This window comes from Acinetobacter pollinis, assembly GCF_015627175.1.
In the GTDB taxonomy this organism is placed as follows: Bacteria; Pseudomonadota; Gammaproteobacteria; order Pseudomonadales; family Moraxellaceae; genus Acinetobacter; species Acinetobacter pollinis.
In genome coordinates this window covers 1-22,235 of the sequence record NZ_VTDQ01000038.1, presented here as the reverse complement: position 1 = coordinate 22,235, position 22,235 = coordinate 1, and the positions used below count along the sequence as shown (strand labels likewise).

The 22,235-nt window shown below is 35.9% G+C and carries 21 protein-coding genes; 10 read left to right on the top strand and 11 right to left on the bottom strand.

The window, feature by feature from the left end; genetic code table 11:
* Positions 1–859: 859 nt before the first annotated feature.
* The 3 genes from I2F23_RS11545 to tyrS all read right to left on the bottom strand — a co-directional run bounded on the left by I2F23_RS11545 (position 860) and on the right by tyrS (position 4,055).
* Positions 860–1,483 carry a 5'-nucleotidase C-terminal domain-containing protein gene (locus I2F23_RS11545; RefSeq protein ID WP_195772745.1) on the bottom strand — a complete coding sequence of 208 codons (624 nt, stop codon included), beginning with the start codon at positions 1,481–1,483 and terminating at the stop codon, positions 860–862.
* A gap of 60 nt (positions 1,484–1,543) precedes the next feature.
* The gene (locus tag I2F23_RS11540) at positions 1,544–2,698 is read right to left on the bottom strand and encodes a metallophosphoesterase (RefSeq protein WP_195772744.1); all 1,155 of its coding nucleotides are present in this window, start codon (positions 2,696–2,698) and stop codon (positions 1,544–1,546) included.
* A gap of 127 nt (positions 2,699–2,825) precedes the next feature.
* On the bottom strand, positions 2,826–4,055 hold the full coding sequence (gene tyrS / locus I2F23_RS11535) for a tyrosine--tRNA ligase (protein ID WP_195772743.1): 1,230 nt from the start codon (positions 4,053–4,055) through the stop codon (positions 2,826–2,828).
* A gap of 61 nt (positions 4,056–4,116) precedes the next feature.
* Here tyrS and I2F23_RS11530 point away from each other — a divergent pair, with 61 nt between their 5' ends.
* Positions 4,117–5,247 carry an anhydro-N-acetylmuramic acid kinase gene (locus tag I2F23_RS11530; RefSeq protein WP_195772742.1) on the top strand — a complete coding sequence of 377 codons (1,131 nt, stop codon included), beginning with the start codon at positions 4,117–4,119 and terminating at the stop codon, positions 5,245–5,247.
* Positions 5,248–5,296: 49 nt separating this feature from the next.
* Here the strand turns inward: I2F23_RS11530 and erpA are convergent, their stop codons facing one another.
* Positions 5,297–5,632, bottom strand: coding sequence for an iron-sulfur cluster insertion protein ErpA (gene erpA, locus I2F23_RS11525; protein ID WP_195772741.1), 336 nt, complete (start codon positions 5,630–5,632; stop codon positions 5,297–5,299).
* Between the two features lie 158 nt (positions 5,633–5,790).
* Between erpA and I2F23_RS11520 the strand changes: the two genes are divergently transcribed.
* Positions 5,791–7,704: an ATP-binding cassette domain-containing protein gene (locus I2F23_RS11520; RefSeq protein ID WP_195772740.1), complete on the top strand. Its 1,914-nt coding sequence runs from the start codon at positions 5,791–5,793 to the stop codon at positions 7,702–7,704.
* A 42-nt stretch (positions 7,705–7,746) separates the two neighbouring features.
* Here the strand turns inward: I2F23_RS11520 and I2F23_RS11515 are convergent, their stop codons facing one another.
* A complete protein-coding gene (locus I2F23_RS11515) occupies positions 7,747–8,130 on the bottom strand; it encodes a cytochrome b562 (protein ID WP_195772739.1) in 384 nt (127 codons plus the stop codon).
* A gap of 255 nt (positions 8,131–8,385) precedes the next feature.
* Between I2F23_RS11515 and I2F23_RS11510 the strand changes: the two genes are divergently transcribed.
* Positions 8,386–8,931, top strand: coding sequence for a VTT domain-containing protein (locus tag I2F23_RS11510; protein WP_195772738.1), 546 nt, complete (start codon positions 8,386–8,388; stop codon positions 8,929–8,931).
* Between the two features lie 52 nt (positions 8,932–8,983).
* Here I2F23_RS11510 and gyrB read toward each other — a convergent pair whose 3' ends face one another.
* From gyrB to dnaA, 4 genes are all read right to left on the bottom strand, one after another.
* Positions 8,984–11,452 carry a DNA topoisomerase (ATP-hydrolyzing) subunit B gene (gene gyrB / locus I2F23_RS11505; RefSeq protein WP_195772737.1) on the bottom strand — a complete coding sequence of 823 codons (2,469 nt, stop codon included), beginning with the start codon at positions 11,450–11,452 and terminating at the stop codon, positions 8,984–8,986.
* A gap of 30 nt (positions 11,453–11,482) precedes the next feature.
* Positions 11,483–12,577: a DNA replication/repair protein RecF gene (recF, locus tag I2F23_RS11500; protein ID WP_195772736.1), complete on the bottom strand. Its 1,095-nt coding sequence runs from the start codon at positions 12,575–12,577 to the stop codon at positions 11,483–11,485.
* A gap of 18 nt (positions 12,578–12,595) precedes the next feature.
* Positions 12,596–13,744, bottom strand: a complete 1,149-nt coding sequence (dnaN, locus tag I2F23_RS11495; protein ID WP_195772735.1) for a DNA polymerase III subunit beta — start codon at positions 13,742–13,744, stop codon at positions 12,596–12,598.
* Positions 13,745–13,854: 110 nt separating this feature from the next.
* Positions 13,855–15,249, bottom strand: coding sequence for a chromosomal replication initiator protein DnaA (gene dnaA, locus I2F23_RS11490; RefSeq protein WP_195772734.1), 1,395 nt, complete (start codon positions 15,247–15,249; stop codon positions 13,855–13,857).
* 594 nt (positions 15,250–15,843) lie between these two features.
* Between dnaA and rpmH the strand changes: the two genes are divergently transcribed.
* The 7 genes from rpmH (at position 15,844) to I2F23_RS11455 (ending at position 20,907) form a co-directional block, all read left to right on the top strand.
* Positions 15,844–15,978 (top strand): 50S ribosomal protein L34, encoded by a 135-nt coding sequence (rpmH, locus tag I2F23_RS11485; RefSeq protein ID WP_000831329.1) that lies wholly within the window; start codon positions 15,844–15,846, stop codon positions 15,976–15,978.
* Between the two features lie 28 nt (positions 15,979–16,006).
* Positions 16,007–16,396 carry a ribonuclease P protein component gene (gene rnpA / locus I2F23_RS11480; RefSeq protein WP_195772733.1) on the top strand — a complete coding sequence of 130 codons (390 nt, stop codon included), beginning with the start codon at positions 16,007–16,009 and terminating at the stop codon, positions 16,394–16,396.
* 9 nt (positions 16,397–16,405) lie between these two features.
* Positions 16,406–16,729, top strand: a complete 324-nt coding sequence (gene yidD / locus I2F23_RS11475) for a membrane protein insertion efficiency factor YidD (protein ID WP_195772732.1) — start codon at positions 16,406–16,408, stop codon at positions 16,727–16,729.
* Between the two features lie 2 nt (positions 16,730–16,731).
* The gene (yidC, locus tag I2F23_RS11470) at positions 16,732–18,489 is read left to right on the top strand and encodes a membrane protein insertase YidC (protein ID WP_195772731.1); all 1,758 of its coding nucleotides are present in this window, start codon (positions 16,732–16,734) and stop codon (positions 18,487–18,489) included.
* A 95-nt stretch (positions 18,490–18,584) separates the two neighbouring features.
* Positions 18,585–19,940, top strand: a complete 1,356-nt coding sequence (gene mnmE, locus I2F23_RS11465; RefSeq protein ID WP_195772747.1) for a tRNA uridine-5-carboxymethylaminomethyl(34) synthesis GTPase MnmE — start codon at positions 18,585–18,587, stop codon at positions 19,938–19,940.
* A 372-nt stretch (positions 19,941–20,312) separates the two neighbouring features.
* A complete protein-coding gene (locus I2F23_RS11460; RefSeq protein WP_195772730.1) occupies positions 20,313–20,543 on the top strand; it encodes a transposase in 231 nt (76 codons plus the stop codon).
* 154 nt (positions 20,544–20,697) lie between these two features.
* Positions 20,698–20,907, top strand: coding sequence for a cold-shock protein (locus I2F23_RS11455; protein WP_195772729.1), 210 nt, complete (start codon positions 20,698–20,700; stop codon positions 20,905–20,907).
* A gap of 168 nt (positions 20,908–21,075) precedes the next feature.
* Here the strand turns inward: I2F23_RS11455 and I2F23_RS11450 are convergent, their stop codons facing one another.
* Positions 21,076–22,050, bottom strand: a complete 975-nt coding sequence (locus I2F23_RS11450; protein ID WP_228285402.1) for an aldo/keto reductase — start codon at positions 22,048–22,050, stop codon at positions 21,076–21,078.
* Between the two features lies 1 nt (position 22,051).
* Positions 22,052–22,235: transposase (locus I2F23_RS11445; protein ID WP_195772328.1), on the bottom strand; the 184-nt coding region annotated here is incomplete at its 5' end.

Sequence of the window (22,235 nt, the reverse complement as noted above, 5' to 3'; positions counted from 1 at the left end):
CTATATTACTCTCTTCTTAAAGAAAGTCAACTGTAATCTGAAAGTTTTTTATCTTCTTCATCAAACCCCAACCTCAATCAATCTAAGAACTAAATCCTAAACCAATCAACTAAGTTATTGTTTATCAAGAAGTTTCTTTCAACATCACCGCCGATGGATACGCATTATAGACCAATCAATTCTAAACACAACCCCCTAAGCCATTTTATTTCTATTTTATTTGTCAATAGAACAAATTGTAGACGGAATTGGACGGTTTTTTAGTATTTTGATTTAAAATAGATCAATTTAATGAGTAATTATAATTTTTTATTTCTACGAAATTCCTAGAATGCATATTTATTAATGAATATAGATGAATTTTTTTATAAGTACTAAGAAGCTGTTGATGTTTAATTAAGATAACTGCTAAAAAGATTGCTGAATCATTTAGATCTCATTTCCTAGTAAGTTTTATATACAACTACACTGAGTTAATTTCTAACTTTTGCCCTAAGTACTGTACAACCCTAACTTCATAAGCAGAAATAAGGATATCTATGAAAGAGTAGAACTATCAAACAGGTCAAAATTGAAGTTATACTTAGTTCCCTATTTATATATTCTAATGACTAATTATTTATTCATCTAGAGTAATGCCACTTTTGACGTAAGTTATATGCTCAAATATCTAAGCAAAAAATATTAGTAATTTATATTCATTTTTAGTTAAATATTTCCTCTGTAAAGATTAAATATTAATCGTGATAGCAAAATTTATTAAAACGACTCTCGTTCTTCATTTTTCGTAAGCATATAAAGCCTACTAAGAACCATTGAATATAGGTAAGGGATATTTCCCCCACCTATTACTGTTTTTTTAATCACTTATTATTTCTTGTGTGCTGTAATCTAAAAGATTTGGTTTATAAATTTGACGTTTACCATCAAGGCTTGGTTGATTCTGTAAATATTTCAAAAATACTTCAGCATAATCCAAACCAAAATTTTTACGACGTTCTCCTTTTATAGTACTTAAAATATCGTAATGACCTGATCCTCTTGCTAGAAAATCAATGGTTGCAAGTTTATACATTTTATTTAAATCTAAAGGTTGTACTTTCCCAGAAGGTAAAACTTGTTCTAAGTTTTGGATTCGATGTCCTTGAGGCTGATTCAAATCTACCGTCCAACGCAATCCTGCCATATATGGATAGCTACCTGCATCCTTATATAAGTTATTTTTATCCATTACTTCTTCTAAAGTGTTTTTTATTTCATAACCAGTCATATTTAACTGCACTAATGTATTTTTAAATGGTAAAAGCTGATAAACCATTCCAATACTTACAGGCCCTTTTGCGATTGGAATACGAACGCCACCACCATTTTGTAAAGAGAAGTCTGCATTAAACTGATGTTTTCCTTCTTCTAATAACGCCTTTGCAACCAGCTGTTGCAGTTGTCCACCATGTTTTCCACATTGATTATTTAAATTTGGCACAGGCATACTCTTTATACATAAGTCTTCTTGAGCATAACCAACAATTTTATTTGTAAAGTGCTATTTATCTTGGCTATATGGAAGTAATACCTGCAATATTGTATGATCTGGCTGTATAATATTTATTGGTAACTGCTGTTTTTTAATTTGATCTTCAATTTTTTGCTTTTCAGTTTTTGATAAATCACTTTGATCAGATGCTCTTTTCATATCATCACCTATTAAAATATGTGATGTACCTGTACAGCTCAAGACCTTACCTTCTTTGTCAAACTTAATATTAAGTTCACCTAATGCATAGTTATACTGCCATGCTTGTGCAATACAAACAGGCTCTCTATCCTTATTTTTTACTTGGGTTGGATACTCCCCCTCTGGCTTTAAACCAATGCTATTCAGGGCAGTTGGACCAAGTAATGTATGTGAGTCTGCACCAATAATAACGTTTATACCTGTAAGTTGCTGTGCCAACTGAATATCAAACTTATATCCCAAGTGAGTTTGTAAGATAATTTTATTTATTCCATCTGCTTTTAGGCGGTCAATTTCCTGTTGCACTGTTTCCAACTCATTTGAAAAAGTCGTATCAAAATTAGGTTGTGATGCATTTTTTGTTTTATTTGCAACTGTTAAACCAATAAAAGCAATTTTCTGACCTTGTTTTTCAATAATTGCTGTTTTCTGCACTAAGTTCGTTTTATACAAAGGCGAAGATTTACCAAAGTTCACGTTGGCAGAAAGAATTTGTATTGGATTAGGACAATTACCATTTTTCAAAAAATAAATGAATTGATTAAGCCCTTGATCTTTTGCATCAAACTCATGATTACCTAGTGTAAATGTATCAAAGCAGATTTGATTCATGGCAGCAGCATCAGATTGACCTGCATTCAGGTTGTAATAGAAATCACCTGTAATCGCATCACCTGCATGTACTTTTACAATATTTTTATTTGGTAAACTGAGTTCATGGATCATTGTTGCAACGCGTGCGATACCTCCACGTGTTACCTCAAACTCTTCTATACCCTTACCTACATCAAATTTTAGTTTTGTTTTTTCTTCATCTAAATGTGAGTGATGATCATTGATGTGCAGAATAGTGAGTTCAAATGGTTGATCACTGATTTGCTGTACTTTTTCAGCATGACTCAACTGCACTAACGAGCAGCCAAGAGTAAGTACTGTAGAAATAAACTGACAAAGAGAATACATAACATATTTCAAATAGTAGAAATTTTTATAATATTTTTTTAGCGTTTAACTTAAATGAATATCGAAAGTAATTAGTTTTTTTGATAAAAAAATGCTCCCTAAGGAGCATCTTTTAAGCATGATTTAGTTAGTCTACAAATGTAACACGAGCTATCGCTTTCTTGCCTGCTTGAATTACAACAGTCTTATTTTCATTGACCGAGAAGTCTGCACCAATTACTTCACCATCAACTTTAACGGCTCCACGTGAAACAGCATCTTTCGCTTGAGCAGCATTTTTAGTTAAGCCAGACATACGTAAAATAGAAACAATAAATATTTCACCAGACTCACCACGAGAAACTTCAACTTCTGGAGTATCTTCTGGTATCTCGCCATCGACTAAACGGTTACCTGCGCCTTTATGTGCATTTTGTGCAGCTTCAGCATCATGGAAACGTTCAACAAGCTCTAATGCAAGAATACGTTTAATCTCTTGTGGATTACGTCCTTCTTTCATTTCATTTAAAAGCGTTTCAATTTCTTCTACAGTTTTAAAGCTTAATAAGTCAAAGTAACGTTCAATGAGCGTATCTGGCATTGAAAGTACTTTTTGATAAATAGATCCTGGTGTATCAAAAACACCGATATAATTACCTAAAGATTTAGACATTTTATTTACGCCATCTAAACCTTCAAGAATTGGGATCGTGATACATACCTGTGACGCTTGCCCATAACGGCTTTGTAATGTACGCCCCATTAGTAAATTAAACGTTTGGTCTGTTCCACCAAGTTCTACATCTGCTTCTAATGCAACAGAGTCATAACCCTGAACCAATGGATATAGAAACTCATGAATGGCTATCGGCTGTTGGTTATTATAACGCTTTGTAAAATCATCACGCTCTAACATACGAGAAACAGTTTGCTGGCTTGCCAACTGAATGAGATCTGCTGCTGTTTTTTGTCCGAACCACTCTGAGTTAAAAACAACTTTTGTTTTTTTCGGATCAAGAATTTTAAATACTTGTTCCTGATACGTTTTCGCATTTTCAAGCACTTGTTCACGAGACAAAGGCGGTCTTGTTGCACTTTTTCCTGTTGGATCGCCAATCATGGCAGTGTAGTCACCAATGAGAAAAAGCACTTCATGGCCTAAGTCTTGAAATACTTTAAGCTTATTAATCAGTACTGTATGACCAAGGTGTAAGTCCGGTGCTGTAGGATCAAATCCTGCTTTTACACGTAATGGGCGGTTTTCTTTTAATTTCTTCAGTAAGTCTTCTTCAGAAATAATTTCATGTGTGCCTCTTTGAATGAGGGCTAACTGCTCTTCAGCAGGTAAGAAATTTGACATCACAAAATCCAAACACATCAGTTATTCAATTTATGCGATATACTAACACTTTTTCAGCATATTGCAGGTTTTGTTAATCATGACATCAATCTATATTGGAGTGATGACAGGAACAAGTATGGATGGCATCGATATTGTCGCTGCGTCTTTTGAGCCTTTACAGTTACATGCAACATTTACGATTCCATTTGAGCAAGATTTAAAAGATGAGCTCATGGCACTGACGTTACCGAGCGATAACGAAATTGATCGTATGGGAAAAGCAGATGTTGCACTTGCAAAACTGATTGGCCATGGCATTAATGAGTTAATTCAAAACAATAAACTTGATCGTAAAAAAATTAAAGCAATTGGTTCTCATGGTCAAACGATTCGACATCGTCCAGAAGATGGATTCACTTTACAAATTGGCGATCCTAATATTATTACAGAGATTACTCAAATTCCGGTTATTTCTGATTTTCGCCGTAGAGATATGGCAGCAGGTGGGCAAGGCGCTCCTCTTGTACCTGCGTTTCATCAGTCGTTATTCCAACATGAACAGATTGATCGAGTTATTTTAAATTTAGGTGGTATCGCAAATGTCAGTTTCTTGCCTGCGGGTAAGAAAGATCATATTTCAGGTTTCGATACAGGCCCAGCGAATGTACTTATGGATGCGTGGTGCCGTCTCCACACAGGTCAAGCCTATGATGAAAATGGAGACTGGGCTGCAAACGGTTCACCTATTCGTAGTCTTCTTGAACGCTTATATGCGCATGAGTTCTTTTCTAGAAAACCACCCAAAAGTACAGGTCGTGAAGACTTTAACTTAGATTGGTTAGAAGGTCAGCTTGCTGACTGGCGAAATGATGAATTGGAATATGAAGAGTTTGATGATACACCTGAAAATATCCAAGCCACCTTAGCCAAACTTACCGTACGTGCCATTCAAAAAGCAATTTACCGTTCAGGTATGAAAGATGGTGAAGTATATGTTTGCGGCGGTGGTGCATATAACTCACATATTCTTGAACAACTACGTTGGCGTTTAAGAAAGCACCATTGGTCTGTACAAACTACAGATGTTATTGGACTTGCACCAACATGGGTAGAAAGTACAGCTTTTGCATGGCTTGCAATGCGTTTCGATCAGAAACTTAGTGGAAATCTCTCTGCCGTAACAGGTGCAAGTGGCGACAGAATATTAGGTACAATTACACAAGTTTAAGCATATAAAAAAGCGGCAAAATCTGCCGCTTTTTATCAAATTTATAATTTTAAATCGAAAATGATGACCCACAACCACATGTGGTTGTTGCATTTGGGTTTTTCACGATAAAACGCGAACCTTCAAGACCTTCAATATAATCAACTTCAGAACCAATTAGGTATTGGTAGCTTAAAGAGTCAACAAGCATTTTAACATCGCCATTTTCAAATGAAGCATCGTCATCATTTGCGCTTTCAGCAAAATTGAAACCGTAAGAAAAGCCTGAACAACCACCACCAGTGACATAAACACGTAGCATGAGTGCCTGATTCCCTTCACTGTCGCGAAGCTGGCGTACTTTTTTTGCTGCATTATCAGTTAATACTAAAGCTTGAGCAGTCATGTTGGGTATTCCTCAAATCAACACAGATGGTCTGGCAGGACAAATTATCCGTATAATATAACATAATTCAACCCATGAAGTATGTCTGCATCGCAGTGTTTTGTTTTCATAGCCTTTCGCTTTAGAATAGCAACATCTTATTATCTACTGAAAGCCTTATGATCCAACTTGAACATTTTAGTATTCGTCTCGGCGGTCGTGTGCTCTTTAAAACAGATACGATGCAATTACATCCAGGTTGGAAAATTGGCTTAACAGGTGTCAATGGTGCAGGAAAATCATCATTGTTTGCGGCATTACTTGGTAAGGTTTCCGCTGATGAAGGAAGCCTGACAAGGCCACAAAGCTGGACAGTTGCGCATATGGCTCAAGAAATTGAAGCATTAGATTTACCTGCCATCGACTTTGTACTGTCAGGTGATGAAGAGTATTGGCAGATTCAGAATCAATTAAATGATAGTGAAAATTTAAGTAATGATGATATCGCTCAACTTCATGGACGGTTTGACGAGATTAATGGCTATACAGCTTTTGCAAAAGCTGCACAGCTTATGGCTGGTTTAGGTTTTTCAGAAAAACAAATTCGTAATCCAGTTGCTAGTTTTTCAGGTGGATGGCGAATGCGCTTGAACTTGGCGCGTACATTAATGAGTCGCTCAGACCTTCTACTTCTTGATGAGCCTACTAACCACTTAGATTTAGATGCAATTTTATGGTTAGAAGATTGGCTAAATAGCTATGAAGGAACATTGATTCTAATTTCGCATGACCGCGACTTTTTAGATTCGGTAACAGACCATATTTTACATATCGAAAATCAAAAACTTACGTTGTACACGGGCAACTATTCATCATTTGAAACTATACGTAGTGAACGATTGGCTCAGCAGCAGCAAGCTTTTGAGAAACAACAAGAAACTAGAGCACATTTACAAAAATTTATTGATCGCTTTAAAGCTAAAGCCACCAAAGCAAAACAAGCACAAAGTCGTATTAAGCAGCTTGAGAGAATGCAAGATCTCGCGCCTGCACATGTAGATACAGCATTTACGTTTAGTTTTAGAGAGCCAACAAAAATGAGCTCTCCACTGCTTACTTTAGATGATGTAACTATTGGTTATCCTAATAAAGAAATTGCAAGTCAGGTTAATTTACAAATTACACCAAGTTCTCGTATTGGTCTTTTAGGTATGAATGGTGCTGGGAAATCTACTCTCATTAAATCCTTAGTCGGTGACTTACCTATTCAACATGGTGAAAGAAAGGTATCTGAGTTACTCAATATCGGTTATTTTGCACAGCATCAAATGGATGCTTTAGATGGTCAAGCGAGTCCAATGTTGCAACTTGCACGTATTGCAGACCCTAAAATTAGCGAAGCCTCTTTAAGATCTTTTCTAGGCAGTTTTGGATTTAGTGGTGAACGAATGGACACCGTATGCGAAAACTTTTCAGGAGGAGAGCGCGCTAGACTTGCTTTAGCTTTAATTGTTTGGCAACGTCCAAATGTACTCATTCTCGATGAGCCAACGAACCATTTAGACTTAGATATGCGCCATGCACTTACGATGGCCTTACAAGACTTTGATGGCGCTGTCGTACTGGTTTCACATGAACGCCAACTTATCTCAAGTGTCTGTGATGACCTTATTTTGGTACATGCTGGAGAATGTCAAAATTTTGATGGTGATCTAACTGAATATGCCAAATGGTTACGCGAAGCACGTCAGCAACAAATGAATGCTCAAAATGCAGTAGATGCGAAAAGTACACCAAGCAAAGTCGATAAAGAGGCACAAAGAAAAGCTGCTGCAAAAAAGCGCGAGCAAACACGACCACTTCGAAAGAACATTGAGAAAGTTGAAAAAAAGATCACCAAATTGCAAGAGCAACTACAAGCGATTGAAGTACAACTTACAGACACTACTCTTTACGATGCAGAGCGTAAAGAAGAATTGCTTAAAATAATGGATGAGCAATCTATTTTAAAAAGTGAATTAGGAAAAAATGAGGAAACTCTTCTAGAACAAATGATGGAGCTTGAAGAGTTAGAAGAAGAGATATCTGAGTAGACAGATCTAAAGAGATGCTCAATACAGAGCATCTCTTTTTTATTATCTAAATGAATAATGTCCAAATTTCATAATTCGATCTATTTCTTTTGAGCATTCTTTAGCTTGTGTTAACTGATGATTCTTTACGAAATCTTCAGCTCTTTGAATTTCTGTAATTAAGGCATTTAAAGTTTTAAAGTAAGATTTCACCTCAGGGCTATTTTCAGGCTCATTCATGAGTTTCATAGGAATGCTATTCTTTGCATCTGTTGCATACGCTTCCATCTGTTCTAAAGCAGCAATTGCATCTTGGTTATTTTCCGTTTTTTGAAATTGCGTATAACTTGTTGATAACCCCTCCATATCTGTGGATAAGTCAGCTGCAAAGAGAACTCCACTTGTAAATAAGCTAGTTATCACAGCTATTTTTATTAAAAACTGCATCATTTATCCTTTCTCGATTTTAAAATACAATATAGACCCATAAAGATTTTGTGAAATTAACTCACTCTCTTTATTTTTATATTAATTTTTATCATTTTGTTTGATTTATTAGGCTTATCTAGATATATCTACTAAGTTTGACTCAGTTTCAAATAATCTATGCTAGAATTATTTTGAGCAAGTTGCGTGCAACATCAATCCTATGTTGCTTTTTCAGTGGAATATTATGTAAATAAAAGTGGGAACGTACCCCCGATGAGTTTTTTTGATTTTATTCTTAGTTTTGAAAACTACTTACCTGTCTTGGTTCAAGAATATGGTGTGTGGATTTATGCTATTTTATTTTTAATTATTTTTGCAGAAACTGCATTTATTTTCATGTTTTTCCTTCCAGGGGATAGTTTATTACTGACCATTGGCGCCTTATGTGCGACCACACCCGTCCTTAATTTAAACTATATGATTCTTCTTTTATTCGTTGCTGCTGCACTCGGTTATATTGTTAATTATCATATTGGTAAAGTCTCTGGTAACCGAATTATTCATTCAAATTCTCGTTTCGTTAAAAAAGAATATTTACATAAAACTGAAGCATATTTTGCAAAACATGGTGGTAAAACGATTCTTTTGGCTCGATTTATTCCATTTGCTCGCTCATTTGCACCATTCGCTGCAGGGTCGACAGGCATGAATTATTTCATGTTCCTTATGTACAATATTGTAGGTGCGTTTATTTGGATTGCCCTATTGGTTGGCATTGGCTATGTATTTGCATCAAGTATCTTAACTGCTGTCCAATAAGTCATATATAAAAAAAGCACTCTAATTAGAGTGCTTTTTTTATGCCATCATATTATGCATCAATATCTGCATTTAGTGCATTTTCTTCAATAAACGCACGACGTGGTTCCACATCATCGCCCATTAAACAACTAAACATACGATCAGCTTCTATTGCATCATCAATCGTTACTTGAAGCATATGACGATTTTCAGGATCCATAGTTGTTTCCCATAGCTGGTCGGCATTCATTTCACCTAACCCTTTATAACGCTGAATCATCATACCGCGACGAGAGTCTTGTAAGATATTTTGCCAAACTTGATGAAAATCCGAAACCTGAATCTGTTTCTCACCTTTTTGAAGATAAGCGCCGCTTTCTAAAAGATTGAACCAACTGGCTGAGTTTTTAAGTAATCGAGCATATTCACTAGAATTGAGTAAACCTGCATCTAATAAATAATGCTGTGGTAAGTTATGCACATATACCGTAATACGTGGCCAGTAATGTACAGACTTCGTACCATTCGCATCTTCTCTTTCAAACGCTTCTAAAGAAATTTCAGGTCTTAAACTTTCTTGATTTTTCTCTACAGCTTTCTTAAGTTGCTCTGCCCAATCATTTACATAATCAATATTATGGTTCTGATCTACTTTAAAAGCTTCTAATCCTAAAAGTGCATCTAATACACTTGCAGGATAGCGCTGAGTTAAACGAGCCAAACTTTTTTGAGAAATCTGATAATCACTAATAACTTTTGCTAATGCTTCACCTGTAATTGCAGGAGAATCTAAATGAATATGTAATGATAGGTCGTCAATCGCATTTGAAATAAGGAAAGTATCCAATTCATCTTGGTCTTTCATATACTGCTCATTCTTACCTTTCTTTAACTTAAATAAAGGTGGCTGTGCAATATAAATATTTCCACGTTCAACCAACTCAGGCATTTGACGGAAGAAGAAAGTTAAAAGTAAGGTACGAATGTGTGAACCATCGACATCGGCATCCGTCATAATAATAATTTTATGATAACGCAGTTTATCTGGGTTATATTCTTCGCGACCAATACCACAGCCCAATGCTGTAATAAGTGTCCCTACTTCTTGACTAGAAATCATTTTGTCAAATCGAGCACGCTCAACATTTAGAATTTTACCCTTTAACGGTAAAATCGCCTGCATCTTACGGTTACGACCTTGTTTTGCACTACCACCAGCAGAGTCACCTTCCACCAAGTAGATTTCAGATAATGCTGGATCTTTCTCTTGGCAATCTGCCAACTTACCAGGAAGACCTGCAATATCCAGTGCACTTTTACGACGTGTCATTTCACGTGCTTTTCGAGCTGCGTCTCGTGCACGGGCTGCATCAATAATTTTTCCTGCAATCGATTTTGCGGCTGCAGGATTTTCCAATAAATATTCAGAAAAAGATTTGTTCATTGCCTGCTCTACAGCAGGTTTAACTTCGCTAGAAACCAACTTTTCTTTGGTTTGCGATGAAAATTTTGGATCAGGAACTTTTACAGAAACAATGGCGGTTAAACCTTCACGCGCATCATCTCCCGATACATTCACTTTTTCTTTTTTAAGAATATTTTCTTTATCTAAATAACTATTTAAGCCACGAGTTAGTGCTGCACGAAAGCCTGCTAAATGCGTACCACCATCTTTTTGTGGAATATTATTTGTAAAACATTTTACATTTTCTTGGTAAGAGTCATTCCATTGCAAAGCAACTTCAACCGAAATACCTTGGTCTGATTCTGTATTAAAATGGAAAATATCATTCAGGTGCGTTTTACCTTGATTAATGTATTTTACAAATTCAGCAAGACCACCCTCATAATCATATGCGTATTCTAAATTGACACGCTGATCAATTAAAATAATACGTACGCCAGAGTTTAAAAATGAAAGTTCACGCAAACGACGTGCGAGAATGTCTACATTAAAAATTGTTTGGCTAAAGGTATCTGCACTTGGCCAAAAACGAACTGTTGTTCCTGTTTTTTCTGTTGTTCCAATCACTTCAAGTGGTTGTTGTGGCACACCATGATGATATTCTTGCTCATGGATTTGGCCAGCTCTATGAATGGTCAACTGTAGTTTACTCGATAAAGCATTAACCACAGATACGCCTACACCGTGTAGACCACCAGAGACTTTATAGCTGTTGTCGTCAAATTTACCACCAGCATGCAAAATCGTTAAAATTACTTCTGCTGCTGATACACCCTCTTCAGGATGAATATCTGTAGGAATACCACGACCGTTATCAGAAACACTTAACGATTCATCTTCATGAATTTTAACAATAATTTCATCACAATGACCAGCCAATGCTTCATCAATTGCATTATCTACAACTTCAAAAACCATGTGATGTAAACCAGTCCCATCATCGGTATCACCGATATACATTCCAGGACGTTTACGAACTGCATCTAGGCCACGTAATACCTTAATGCTAGAGGAATCATAAGCCTTTTCATTGTTTAGTTCTGTTTGAGAAGCAGATTGAGACTCTGAATCCATGGTTTCTCCCTAGTCATAATACAATAATGATTATTCAACATTCGCATTATTCATTAATTGAACAACGCCGTTGGCTACATTAAATAATTGATACGAAATAGATAATTCATCCAAGTGTCTTTCTACGCTTTTATGATCTAAAGTTGTTAAAAACACCTGACTGCCAAGTTCGCTTAAATGCGATAATAGACGCCTTTGCGCCGATTGATCTAATTCTGCCGTCAAATCATCTAATAATACCACAGTTTCCTTGTTACACGCATGTAGCATCGCTATCTGAGATAACTTTAAAGCAATAATTAATAACTTCTTTTGCCCTCGAGAAAGTATGACGTCTGCATCTCCTCTTGCTGTTTTTAATCTTAAATCAGCTCGATGCGGTCCGTATTCTGTATAACGTCTTTCGCAGTCTCTAGTATGATGATTTATAAGACTTTGTAGTAGTGTATTTTGTAGCGAAAACCCTGCTTGATATTCTAATTTCAACTCTAAATCTGGCAGTAATTGTTTCACAATATCTTGAAAAAAAACTTGCCACTTTTCTACCACACTTTCACGCTGAGCATGTAAAACCTCTCCATATTCTGAAAGGAGATTATTCCAAGGTTCAATTAAAGCCAGTGAAATATTTTTTTGACTTTTTAATAAGGTATTTCGTTGTTTTAATGCGCGTGAATATAATTGCCATATTTTATAAAACTCAGGTTCCACGTGGAACATTAACCAATCTAAGAGCTGTCGTCTTGGTTTTGCACCATGATCAATGATGTCCGTACTTAGAGGGTCAATATGTTGTAAAGGAAGCTTTTGTGCTAATTGCCCTTGTGTAGCAATATGGTCACCATTTATCTTTATTGTTTGTTCACCAGAAATAAACTTTTGTACGCCCAACTTGTCCTCTTCAGTTTGGGCAAATATAAGTGCATCATTTACTTCATATTGGATATAGTTCTTTGGAATATGTGTTCTAAAAGATCTACCCGTTGCAAGAATATGAATTGCTTCTAGAACAGAAGTTTTACCTGAACCATTTTCACCATATAAAACAGTAAACGGCTGCAATTTTTGCATTGCAACCGTTTCTAAATTTCTCACACGTTCGATATGTAGACGTGTTAAATACATAATTTACTCTATAAATATCTAAACGCGCATCGGCATCACAACATAAACCTGATCTTGATGTTGTAAGTCTTGCACGAGTACAGATTGATTTGCTTCGGTCATTGTCATAGAGACATCATCACCATCTAAAGCACCCAATACATCTAACAGATATTGTGCATTGAAAGACATCTCTAAACTATTATGTTGATATTCAATAGCAAGATCTTCAATTGCTTCATCTTGTTCAGGGTTATTTGCACGAAGTTGCAAAGTGTCTGTATAAAAATTTAGAAACACGCCGCGTAATTTTTCATTACTTAAAATTGCAACACGTTGCAAAGATTGTTTGAAAACATCATGGCCTATTGTCACTGTTTTATCCCCACCACGTGGAATAACACGACGATAATCAGGGAATTTGCCGTCAATTAATTTTGTAGTAAATCGAACGGTAACCTCACCTTGCTCTTTATCTCGACTTGGCATACCAATAGTCACATTTAACAACTCACGACCAATGAGAACAGTTAATGCTTCATCTTCTACACTCAACAAACGCTGTAATTCCGCTACAGCCTTTCTTGGAACAATAGCTTGTAATGCTTGTGTCGCTGTTGACTGCGCATTCGTTTCACACATCGCAAGACGATGCCCATCCGTTGTCACAGCACGCAATTGTTGTGTATCTATTTCAAGTAAGGTACCTGTTAAATAGAATCTTACGTCTTGAACAGCCATAGCAAAAGCGGTTTTCTCAAATAAGCGTTTTAGCTCTCTTTGCGTAACTTGAACTTGAGTACCTTGCGTAGTTTCAGTAGTAAGTAACGGATAGTCTTCTGCTGGCAAAGTACCAAGAACAAATCTACTATTTCCAGATTTTAAAATACAACGTTGATCTTCGGTAATCTGCAAATCTACCAAGGCTGCAGTAGGTAAAGACTTACAAATATCCATTAACTTTCTTGCTGGCACAGTAGTTTCACCAGCTTGGATACATGCACCATTTACAAACGGCATACTTGCTACCAATTCAACCTCTAAATCTGAACCAGTAATTGTTAATGCTTCTTGCGATGCTTGAATTTTGACATTGGATAAAATATTTAAAGTATGGCGGCGTTCTACTACACCAACAACATGAGATAAGATATTAAGTAAACTCTCTTTCGCAATTTTTAAACGCACAGCGCATTCCTCTAAACAGGTATTTTAAAAAATAGGGTGAATTGCTAAACACAATGCAATCTTAAATAATGAGATGCAAATATAGCGTTTTCAAGTTGAATAATGAAGTTTTAACTTTGTAGTAGTCTAAGCAAATTTTTGTAGTCTTCATCAAAAATTGGATCTGCTTCCCTTAAGCTTAACACTTTTTCACATGCATGCATGACAGTACTATGATCTCGCCCACCAAATGCCATACCAATTTCAGGGAAACTATCACCTGTGAGCTCTCTAGATAGGCCCATAGCCAATTGACGAGGCCTTGCATAAATACGTGTACGTTTAGGACCAATCAACTCTTTTAACGGTACTCTAAAGTACTCACTTACAACTCGTTGTATATTTTCTGTACTAATTGTACGTGCTCGAATAGCCAATACGTCCTTTAATGATTCTCTTACAACATCTAAATCAATCAATGACCCTTTAAAGCGTGCAATAGCGACAACTTTGTTAAGTGCACCTTCGAGCTCTCGTACATTTGCCACAACCTGTTGGGCAATAAATAATGCACAGTTGCGCGGTAAGTCCACACCTGTACTTTCTGCTTTTTTCAATAGAATTTCGATACGAGTTTCAATATCAGGTGGCTCAACTCCTACCGAAAGTCCCCATGAAAATCTAGAAACTAATCGAGGATCCAATTCTGTTAATTCTTTAGGATAACGGTCTGACGTTAAAATAATTTGTTTGGACTCATCCAGTAAAGCATTAAATGTGTAAAAAAACTCAACCAAGCTCGCCTCTTTACCAGCGAGTAAATGAATATCGTCGACCAGTAACAAATCTAAAGAGCGACAATTTTTCTTAAACTCTTCAACTTTCCCTTTTTGCAAAGAACTTACAAAGTCTTGTACGAAACTTTCAGCAGTCATATACATGACTCTCGCATTGGGTTTCACATGCAATAATGCATTTCCAACAGCTTGCATCAAATGCGTTTTTCCTAATCCAGTAGGACCATACAAAAATAGCGGATTATGCTGAGATTCTCCAAGATGTGTAAGTGCTTTACGACAAGTTTCTGCAGCCATTTGATTTGAACGGCCTTCAACGAAGGACGAAAAAGTAAATAAGGGATTAAGTTGTCTTTTCTTAGCGGAGGTTGATTTATTTATTGGAGGTGATTCTTTTTTTTCTTTAGGCTGAGAACTCACCTTAGGCTGACTCGGTTTTTCTAACGCAGAAGTTGTTGTTGCGGGTTGTTCACTCGCTTTTAATATTGCGCCAGGTCTTGAATCAACTATAATTTCAACCTTTTGAACTCTACCTTCTGAAAGTTGTTCAGCTAAAATTGAAATTAACTCAAAATGATGTTCTTTAATATACCGTGTCCAATAGGGATTAGGCGCATATAAAAATAATGTGTTCTCGCGCTCTTCTGCCACCAGTGGTCGAATCCACATTGCAAAGACATTATCAGATAACTCCTCGCGTAAACGAGCTAGACATTGTGTCCAAAGCATGTGAGACCCCTAATTTTTAAATTTAAATACATACCCCCTTTATTGAGGGATCGCTATTTTAGCCAAGTTATCCACATATGTCATAAAAATTTTCATATTTTATCCTTAAAAAATTACTTTTAATTCACAAAATGACGTTGTGGATAAAGTTAACCACAAGCTGTGGATAAAATATATAGTAAATTTATCCACAATTCTATAAACTCTTAATAACAATCTTATCCACAATATAAAACATTGTTTTTAAATATTAAATATGACTTATATACAGAAAAATTGCTTCCTAATAATAATAAATTTAAATTTATAAATTTGAATTTATATATAAGCGAGCAATGAGCTGTGGATAAATGAATGAATTTAAATTTAAATTTAATAAATTTGAAAAGTTATAAAACTGTGGATAAGTTTGATGATAAAACTGTTTATAAATAAGAATCTTTGTGGTTACTTACTTTTTATATTGTTTTAGATCTAAAAATTAATCTTTATATACAAGATTAATTTCTGTTTTTCACTTAAAATCGTTGACATAATGTTCAATGCACAATAAAATCGCGAACCTTTAAGATAGATCAATTTTGGAGTTTCGATATGAAACGTACATTTCAACCATCTGAATTAAAGCGTAAACGCGTTCATGGTTTCCGTGCTCGTATGGCTACTAAAGCTGGTCGTCAAGTATTAGCTCGTCGCCGTGCAAAAGGCCGTCATAGCTTAACAGTATAATTGTTAACGCTTCATCGACTTTGGGTGTATGACACTTTATAGTTTCGGCACAGAAAAGCGAATACGCTGTGCCGCCGATTACAAGAGTGTATTCGATGATGCGCTTCTTAAAGTGCATCAACCCCATTTTCTTTTTCTTGCAATTCGATCTCAAGAGCAAACTCGCTTAGGTATCATAGTTGCAAAGAAAAAGGTTCGTCGAGCGCATGAAAGAAATCGAATAAAACGTATTGCTCGAGAGAGTTTTCGTTTAAATCATCATAATATTGATTTACTCGATATTGTAGTCATGCCAAAAAAAGGAATTGAAAGTGTGAGTAATGAAGACTTACATCAACAATTAGCGTCTGCTTGGCATAAATTACAACGCTTATCTAAAAAGCGACATAATAATACGACTACTATCCCACCAAAGTAGAGGTGACCAATGGTTAAACTATTACATTGGTTGGTTCGCTTTTATCAGATTGTTATTAGTCCTCTCATTGGACCTCGCTGTCGTTATATTCCTACTTGCTCTCAATACACTATTGAAGCCCTTCATTATCACGGTGCTCTCAAAGGGAGTGTATTCGCTTTTAAGCGAATATGTCGTTGTCATCCTTGGGGAGGTTCAGGCTATGATCCAATACCCAAAAAAGCAATTCGTTTTATTTCATTTCGGCAAATCAGTTCTCAAATGCATCACGTTGCTGTACCCTTTCGTGAGCATTTTATGAATCAACATCATTCTAACCACTTGGGGTCATAGCTATGCAAAAATGGGCCAGGTTTGCGATTCTCGGAGCCATGCTGGTTACCGCGTATTTACTTGTTTTGGCTTGGCAAAAGGACTATGGTCATACTACAAACACAGCTGTACAACAAAATACTGCTGCTGTTGCTGCTCATGACGTGTCTGCTGATTTGCCAAATAGTCAAAATACTGTGGCAACAGATGTACCGCAGGCAAGTAATGCCACTGCACCGCAAACAAATAATGCAACAACTACATCAGATCAAAAACTGATAGCTGTTCAAACTGATTTATATCGTTTATGGATTAATCCAAAGGGTGGAGATATTGTTCGTCTTGAGTTGTTAAATCATGACTCAAGCAAAAATAGCAATCAACCTTTTGTGATGCTTGAAAGCGATAAAGATCGCACGTATGTTGCTCAGTCTGGATTGATTGGTGCAAATGGACCAGATAGCAGTGCATCAGGTCGTCCATCATTTGAAATTGAAAAAACCAACTATTCTTTAGCTGATGCTAAAGCAGTAAATGGTAAAAATGGCCAAGCAGAGAAAGCAATCTCTATCCCAATGGTATATAAAACAACCAATGGTGTAGAGATTGTAAAAACATTTACGTTTACTGAAGGTCAATATCCGATTCGTGTTGATTACAAAGTAATTAACCGTAGCCAACAAAATTGGCAGGGCCAATTCTTTGGACAAATAAAACGTGATGATACTGTAGACCCAGGTAAATCAAGTCAAGGTATTTTCCAGTTAGGAACATATCTTGGTGGTGCATGGGGTACGCCAGATGAACATTACAATAAATTAAAATTTGCTGACTTTAATGATGAAAAGTTAAATGTTCAGGCAAAAGGTGGTTGGGTTGCTGTTGTTCAGCACTACTTTGTAAGTGCTTGGATTCCTGGAACACTAAAATTAAGCCAAGCAAATGGTCAACCGTATACAGCAGATTTACAATCTCGTAAATCACCTGACCATATGAATATCATTGGTTTTACCTCACCTACTATTACTGTGCCTGCAGGTACAGCAATGGAAGTAGATGCGACATTCTACTCAGGTCCTAAAATTCAGTCTGAATTAAAAGATTTGGCTGTAGGTTTGAACCAAACTGTAGATTATGGTTGGTTATGGCCAATTGCAAAATTATTGTTCCTAGGTCTAGAAACATTCCATAAGCTTGTAGGTAACTGGGGCTGGTCGATTATCTTATTAACAGTTGTTGTTAAGTTAATTTTATGGCCACTTTCTGCTAAAAGTTATCGCTCAATGGCAAAAATGCGTGTTATTGCACCTGAAATGCAACGCATGAAAGAAGAGTTCGGTGAAGACCGTATGCGCTTCTCTCAAGAGATGATGGCGCTGTATAAACGCGAAGGTGTAAACCCATTGTCTGGTTGTTTACCTATGTTTTTACAAATGCCAATTTTCTTAGCGCTTTACTGGGTGTTAATGGAAAGTGTTGAGCTTCGTCATGCACCTTGGTTGGCTTGGATACAAGATTTATCTGCAATGGATCCATGGTTTATTTTACCATTAATCATGGGGGCGACAATGTTTGGTCAGCAAATGCTGAATCCACAACCTGCAGATCCAATGCAAGCGAAAGTATTCCGCTTAATGCCTATTATTTTCACTGTATTTATGTTGTTCTTCCCTGCGGGTCTTGTACTCTACTGGATTGTGAACAACAGTATTACTATCTTGCAGCAATGGTTTATTGCTCAAAGTGTAAAAAAAGATCGTGAGAAAAAAGCAACAGGCTAATTTACGAGATAAATTACGCTAAACTAAACCGCTTAAGGTAAAATACTTAAGCGGTTTTTTTATTGTACTGTTGAACTGAAAAAGGATGAATAATGATATACAACCAAACAACGATCGCGGCAATTGCAACCCCTCCAGGTCGTGGTGGTGTTGGTGTTATTCGTTTATCTGGTCCTCAGGCCTACTCAATTGCAGAAGCATTGTCAGATAAGAAATTACCTAAAACACGCATGGCAGGTTTTAGGCAATTCTTAGATAAAAATGAGAGTGTATTAGATGAAGGCCTACTTATTTGTTTTCCGAATCCTCATTCATTTACAGGAGAGGATGTTGTGGAAATTCAAGGCCATGGAGGCCCTGTAGTACAAAATGCATTGTTACAAAGGCTATTTGAGCTAGGCGCGATTGCTGCCAAAGCTGGTGAGTTTTCGATGCGTGCTTTTGAAAATGGTAAACTCGATTTGGTACAGGCAGAAGCGATTGCTGATTTAATTGATGCGACTTCGCAAGCAGCAGCACGTTCTGCTGTAAGATCATTACAAGGTACATTTTCTAATAAAGTAAACGCTGTACTTGAAAGATTAATACACTTACGATTACATGTAGAGGCTGCAATTGATTTCCCAGAAGAGGAAATTGATTTTTTAGCAGATGGTAAAATATTAAACCTACTTGATGAAGTACAAGATTCAGTAAAGCAGGTTCAACAGTCGGCACGTCAAGGTCAATTGCTGAGAGAAGGTTTACAGGTTGTTATTGCAGGTAAACCGAATGCAGGAAAGTCTAGTTTATTAAATGCACTGGCAGGAAATGATCGTGCAATTGTGACAGATATTGCAGGCACAACACGTGATGTTCTACATGAAAAAATTACTTTAGGTGGGCTCCCAATTACGCTTACAGATACGGCAGGTTTGCGAGAGACGGGTGACATTGTAGAACAAGAAGGTATTCGACGCGCAATTAAAGAAATTAGCCAAGCAGATTTATTGCTACTTGTTTATGATCTGAATGAAGATGATGAACCCTTGGCATTGGCGGAACATTATTTTGCTGAATATCAGACCCCTAAAAGACTTATTTTAATTGGCAACAAATGTGACCTCACACAGAGTACAGCAACCTTAGTGGACTATCATGGTTTTAGGCATATTTCTATTTCTGCAAAAGAGCAAATAGGTGTTCAAACGCTTATAGATGCGATTACAGCGCATGCAGGTTTTCAACCAGAAGAAGATACCTTTATTGCAAGAACACGCCATATAGACGCGATGAGACGGACACAAGCTTATTTAGAAGAAGCACGTGAGCAACTGACAGAATTTAATGCAGGTGAATTGGTCGCTGAATCTTTAAGGTTGGCACAAAATGCTTTGGGAGAAATTACAGGTGATTTTAGTGCAGATGATTTGTTGGGTGAAATATTTGGATCATTCTGTATAGGAAAGTAATTTTATTTTTAAAGTTATAAAGGTATTGTACCTTTATAACTTTAAAACAATCCGCTTATCTATAAAAAAATTAAAGAATTGATGTTAAATACAGTTTTAGTATTGCAGCATTATTTAAAATATATTTGTTAATAATAGCGTTTGAGATAAAGCTTATTGTTTCTTATTAAGTTAAATAATAGGCTATCTCACTACTATAGTCTTGCTTACATTATTTGTGTAAATTTAATTGCTTTCGTTGAACTTACTCTATAGAGTGGTCTTACAGAACGAGCTAAAGCTCTTCAAATGACTGATGTATTTGTTTTTTAAATTGACAACTTTTAAACAGTATTTAACTATTACTAAAATAGCACATGCTTTGAAATGTGCATGAATTGGTATATCTTGGAAAAAATTGTAAATCGTATAGCTATTGCCATAAATGGCGATGAAATTAATGTAAAAATTATCCCTAATGAAAAGCGACAAAATACTACTGCTGGATTTATGAATGTAGAAGTTGGAAAAAAAGTTCTTCTAGAGTCTGGTCAGGAAATTAGCTTAAATTTAGATGGAAAAAGTTTTTATACCTCATTTAATCAAATGTATAAATTAATCTAATTCACAAATACAGTTTTTTAAATTGTATTTCTACTCACTAGAATTTTGTTTCTCATTATAAGTATTACGCAGTATCTAATATTAATATTACAGTTCTACGTTTCTAATTTGAATTTCAATTTTCTAGTTCTTTTACTAGAAAGAGGACATATATATGTCAAATGTACAAGTTGGTATTGTTAAATGGTTTAACGATACTAAAGGCTTTGGGTTTATTCAAACTTCAAATGGACAAGATGTATTTGCTCATTTTAAAAATATTCAATCTGATGGCTTTAAAAGTTTAACTGAGGGACAGCAGGTTGAATTTACTGTTTCTCAAGGTCAAAAAGGGCTACAAGCAGAAAATATTAGACCGTTATAAAATATGCTAAACTGTCGAATGCTAAGCCTATCAAATTAATTGATAGGCTTTTTTATATTTAAATTTGGTAAGTTATATTTAGCTGTAAATAATTTTTTAAGTGAATACTTTTAAAGTTAGTTTAGTTTATAAATTATTACTTTTCACCTTACCTTATTTTGTCCAAACTTATTTTTGATCCTTTGTATATTGTGTATTTTGAGCCATTATCCCAGATAGTGCATTTGGTTGGTATTTTTCTTCTAAGTAAGATAGATCTTCTGGTTTGAGTTTTAATTCAGTTGCATGAATAGCAGCATCTATTTGGTGTATCTGAGTAATACTCATGACAGGTGCAGTTACCTTAGTTAATAACCAAGCAAGCGAAATTTCGGTCATAGAAACGTGATACTTATGTGCAAGCTCTTCAACACGGTCAATAATGATCTGATCTTGTAAGTGTGTATGATCATACTTCATTCTTGCATAATCATCATGTTCTAATCGATGTGTTTGTATCGTTCTATTACGACATAGACGACCACTTGCAAGAGGACTACATGGTGTGAGTGCTATTTGTTCTTCATGGCAAAGTTGAAAAAGTTCACGTTCATCTTCACGCATAATTAAATTATAGTGGCTTTGGGCAGACACAAAAGGTGTTAAGCGCTCCATTTTTGCCAAAGTATTTGCTTGCGCCAGTTGCCAAGCATAGCAGTTTGAAATACCAATTGATCTTACTTTTCCAGAACATACGGCTTCATGCAGTGCTGTTAAGACATCAATAATCGGGGTGTTATAGTCCCAAATATGATAGATAAAGAGATCAATATAATCTGTACCGAGATTTTTCAGGCTTTGATTTAAAGATTGTGTAATAGCCTCTTTACCTGAAATCCCAGATTCAATTTGCTGTGGCGTACGTGGTAAAAATTTTGTAGCTATAATAATATCTTCACGCTTTGCCATATCTCGTGTAGCTTTACCAAGATAACGCTCACTAGAACCGTTTTGATATGCAATAGCTGTATCGAAATCGAAAAAATTAATACCCTGTTCTAACCCATATTTAATGACCGACCTTGTTTTCTCTTCATTTAAAGTCCATTGATGTTGTCCAGTTTCAGGGTTTCTAAATCCCATACAGCCTATATAGTCAAACAATCTAATTACTCATACAAAAATGAAAAAACATCTGAAAGAGTCGATCAATACAATCCTCTTGCCATTCTTTTCTCTTTTTCTTAATCCATGCCCAAGTCTTTTCAATAGAATTCAAATCAGGGCTATAAGGCGGTAACCATAAAATCTGATGCCCATGATGTTCTAGTAACTCCTGTGTGTCTGCT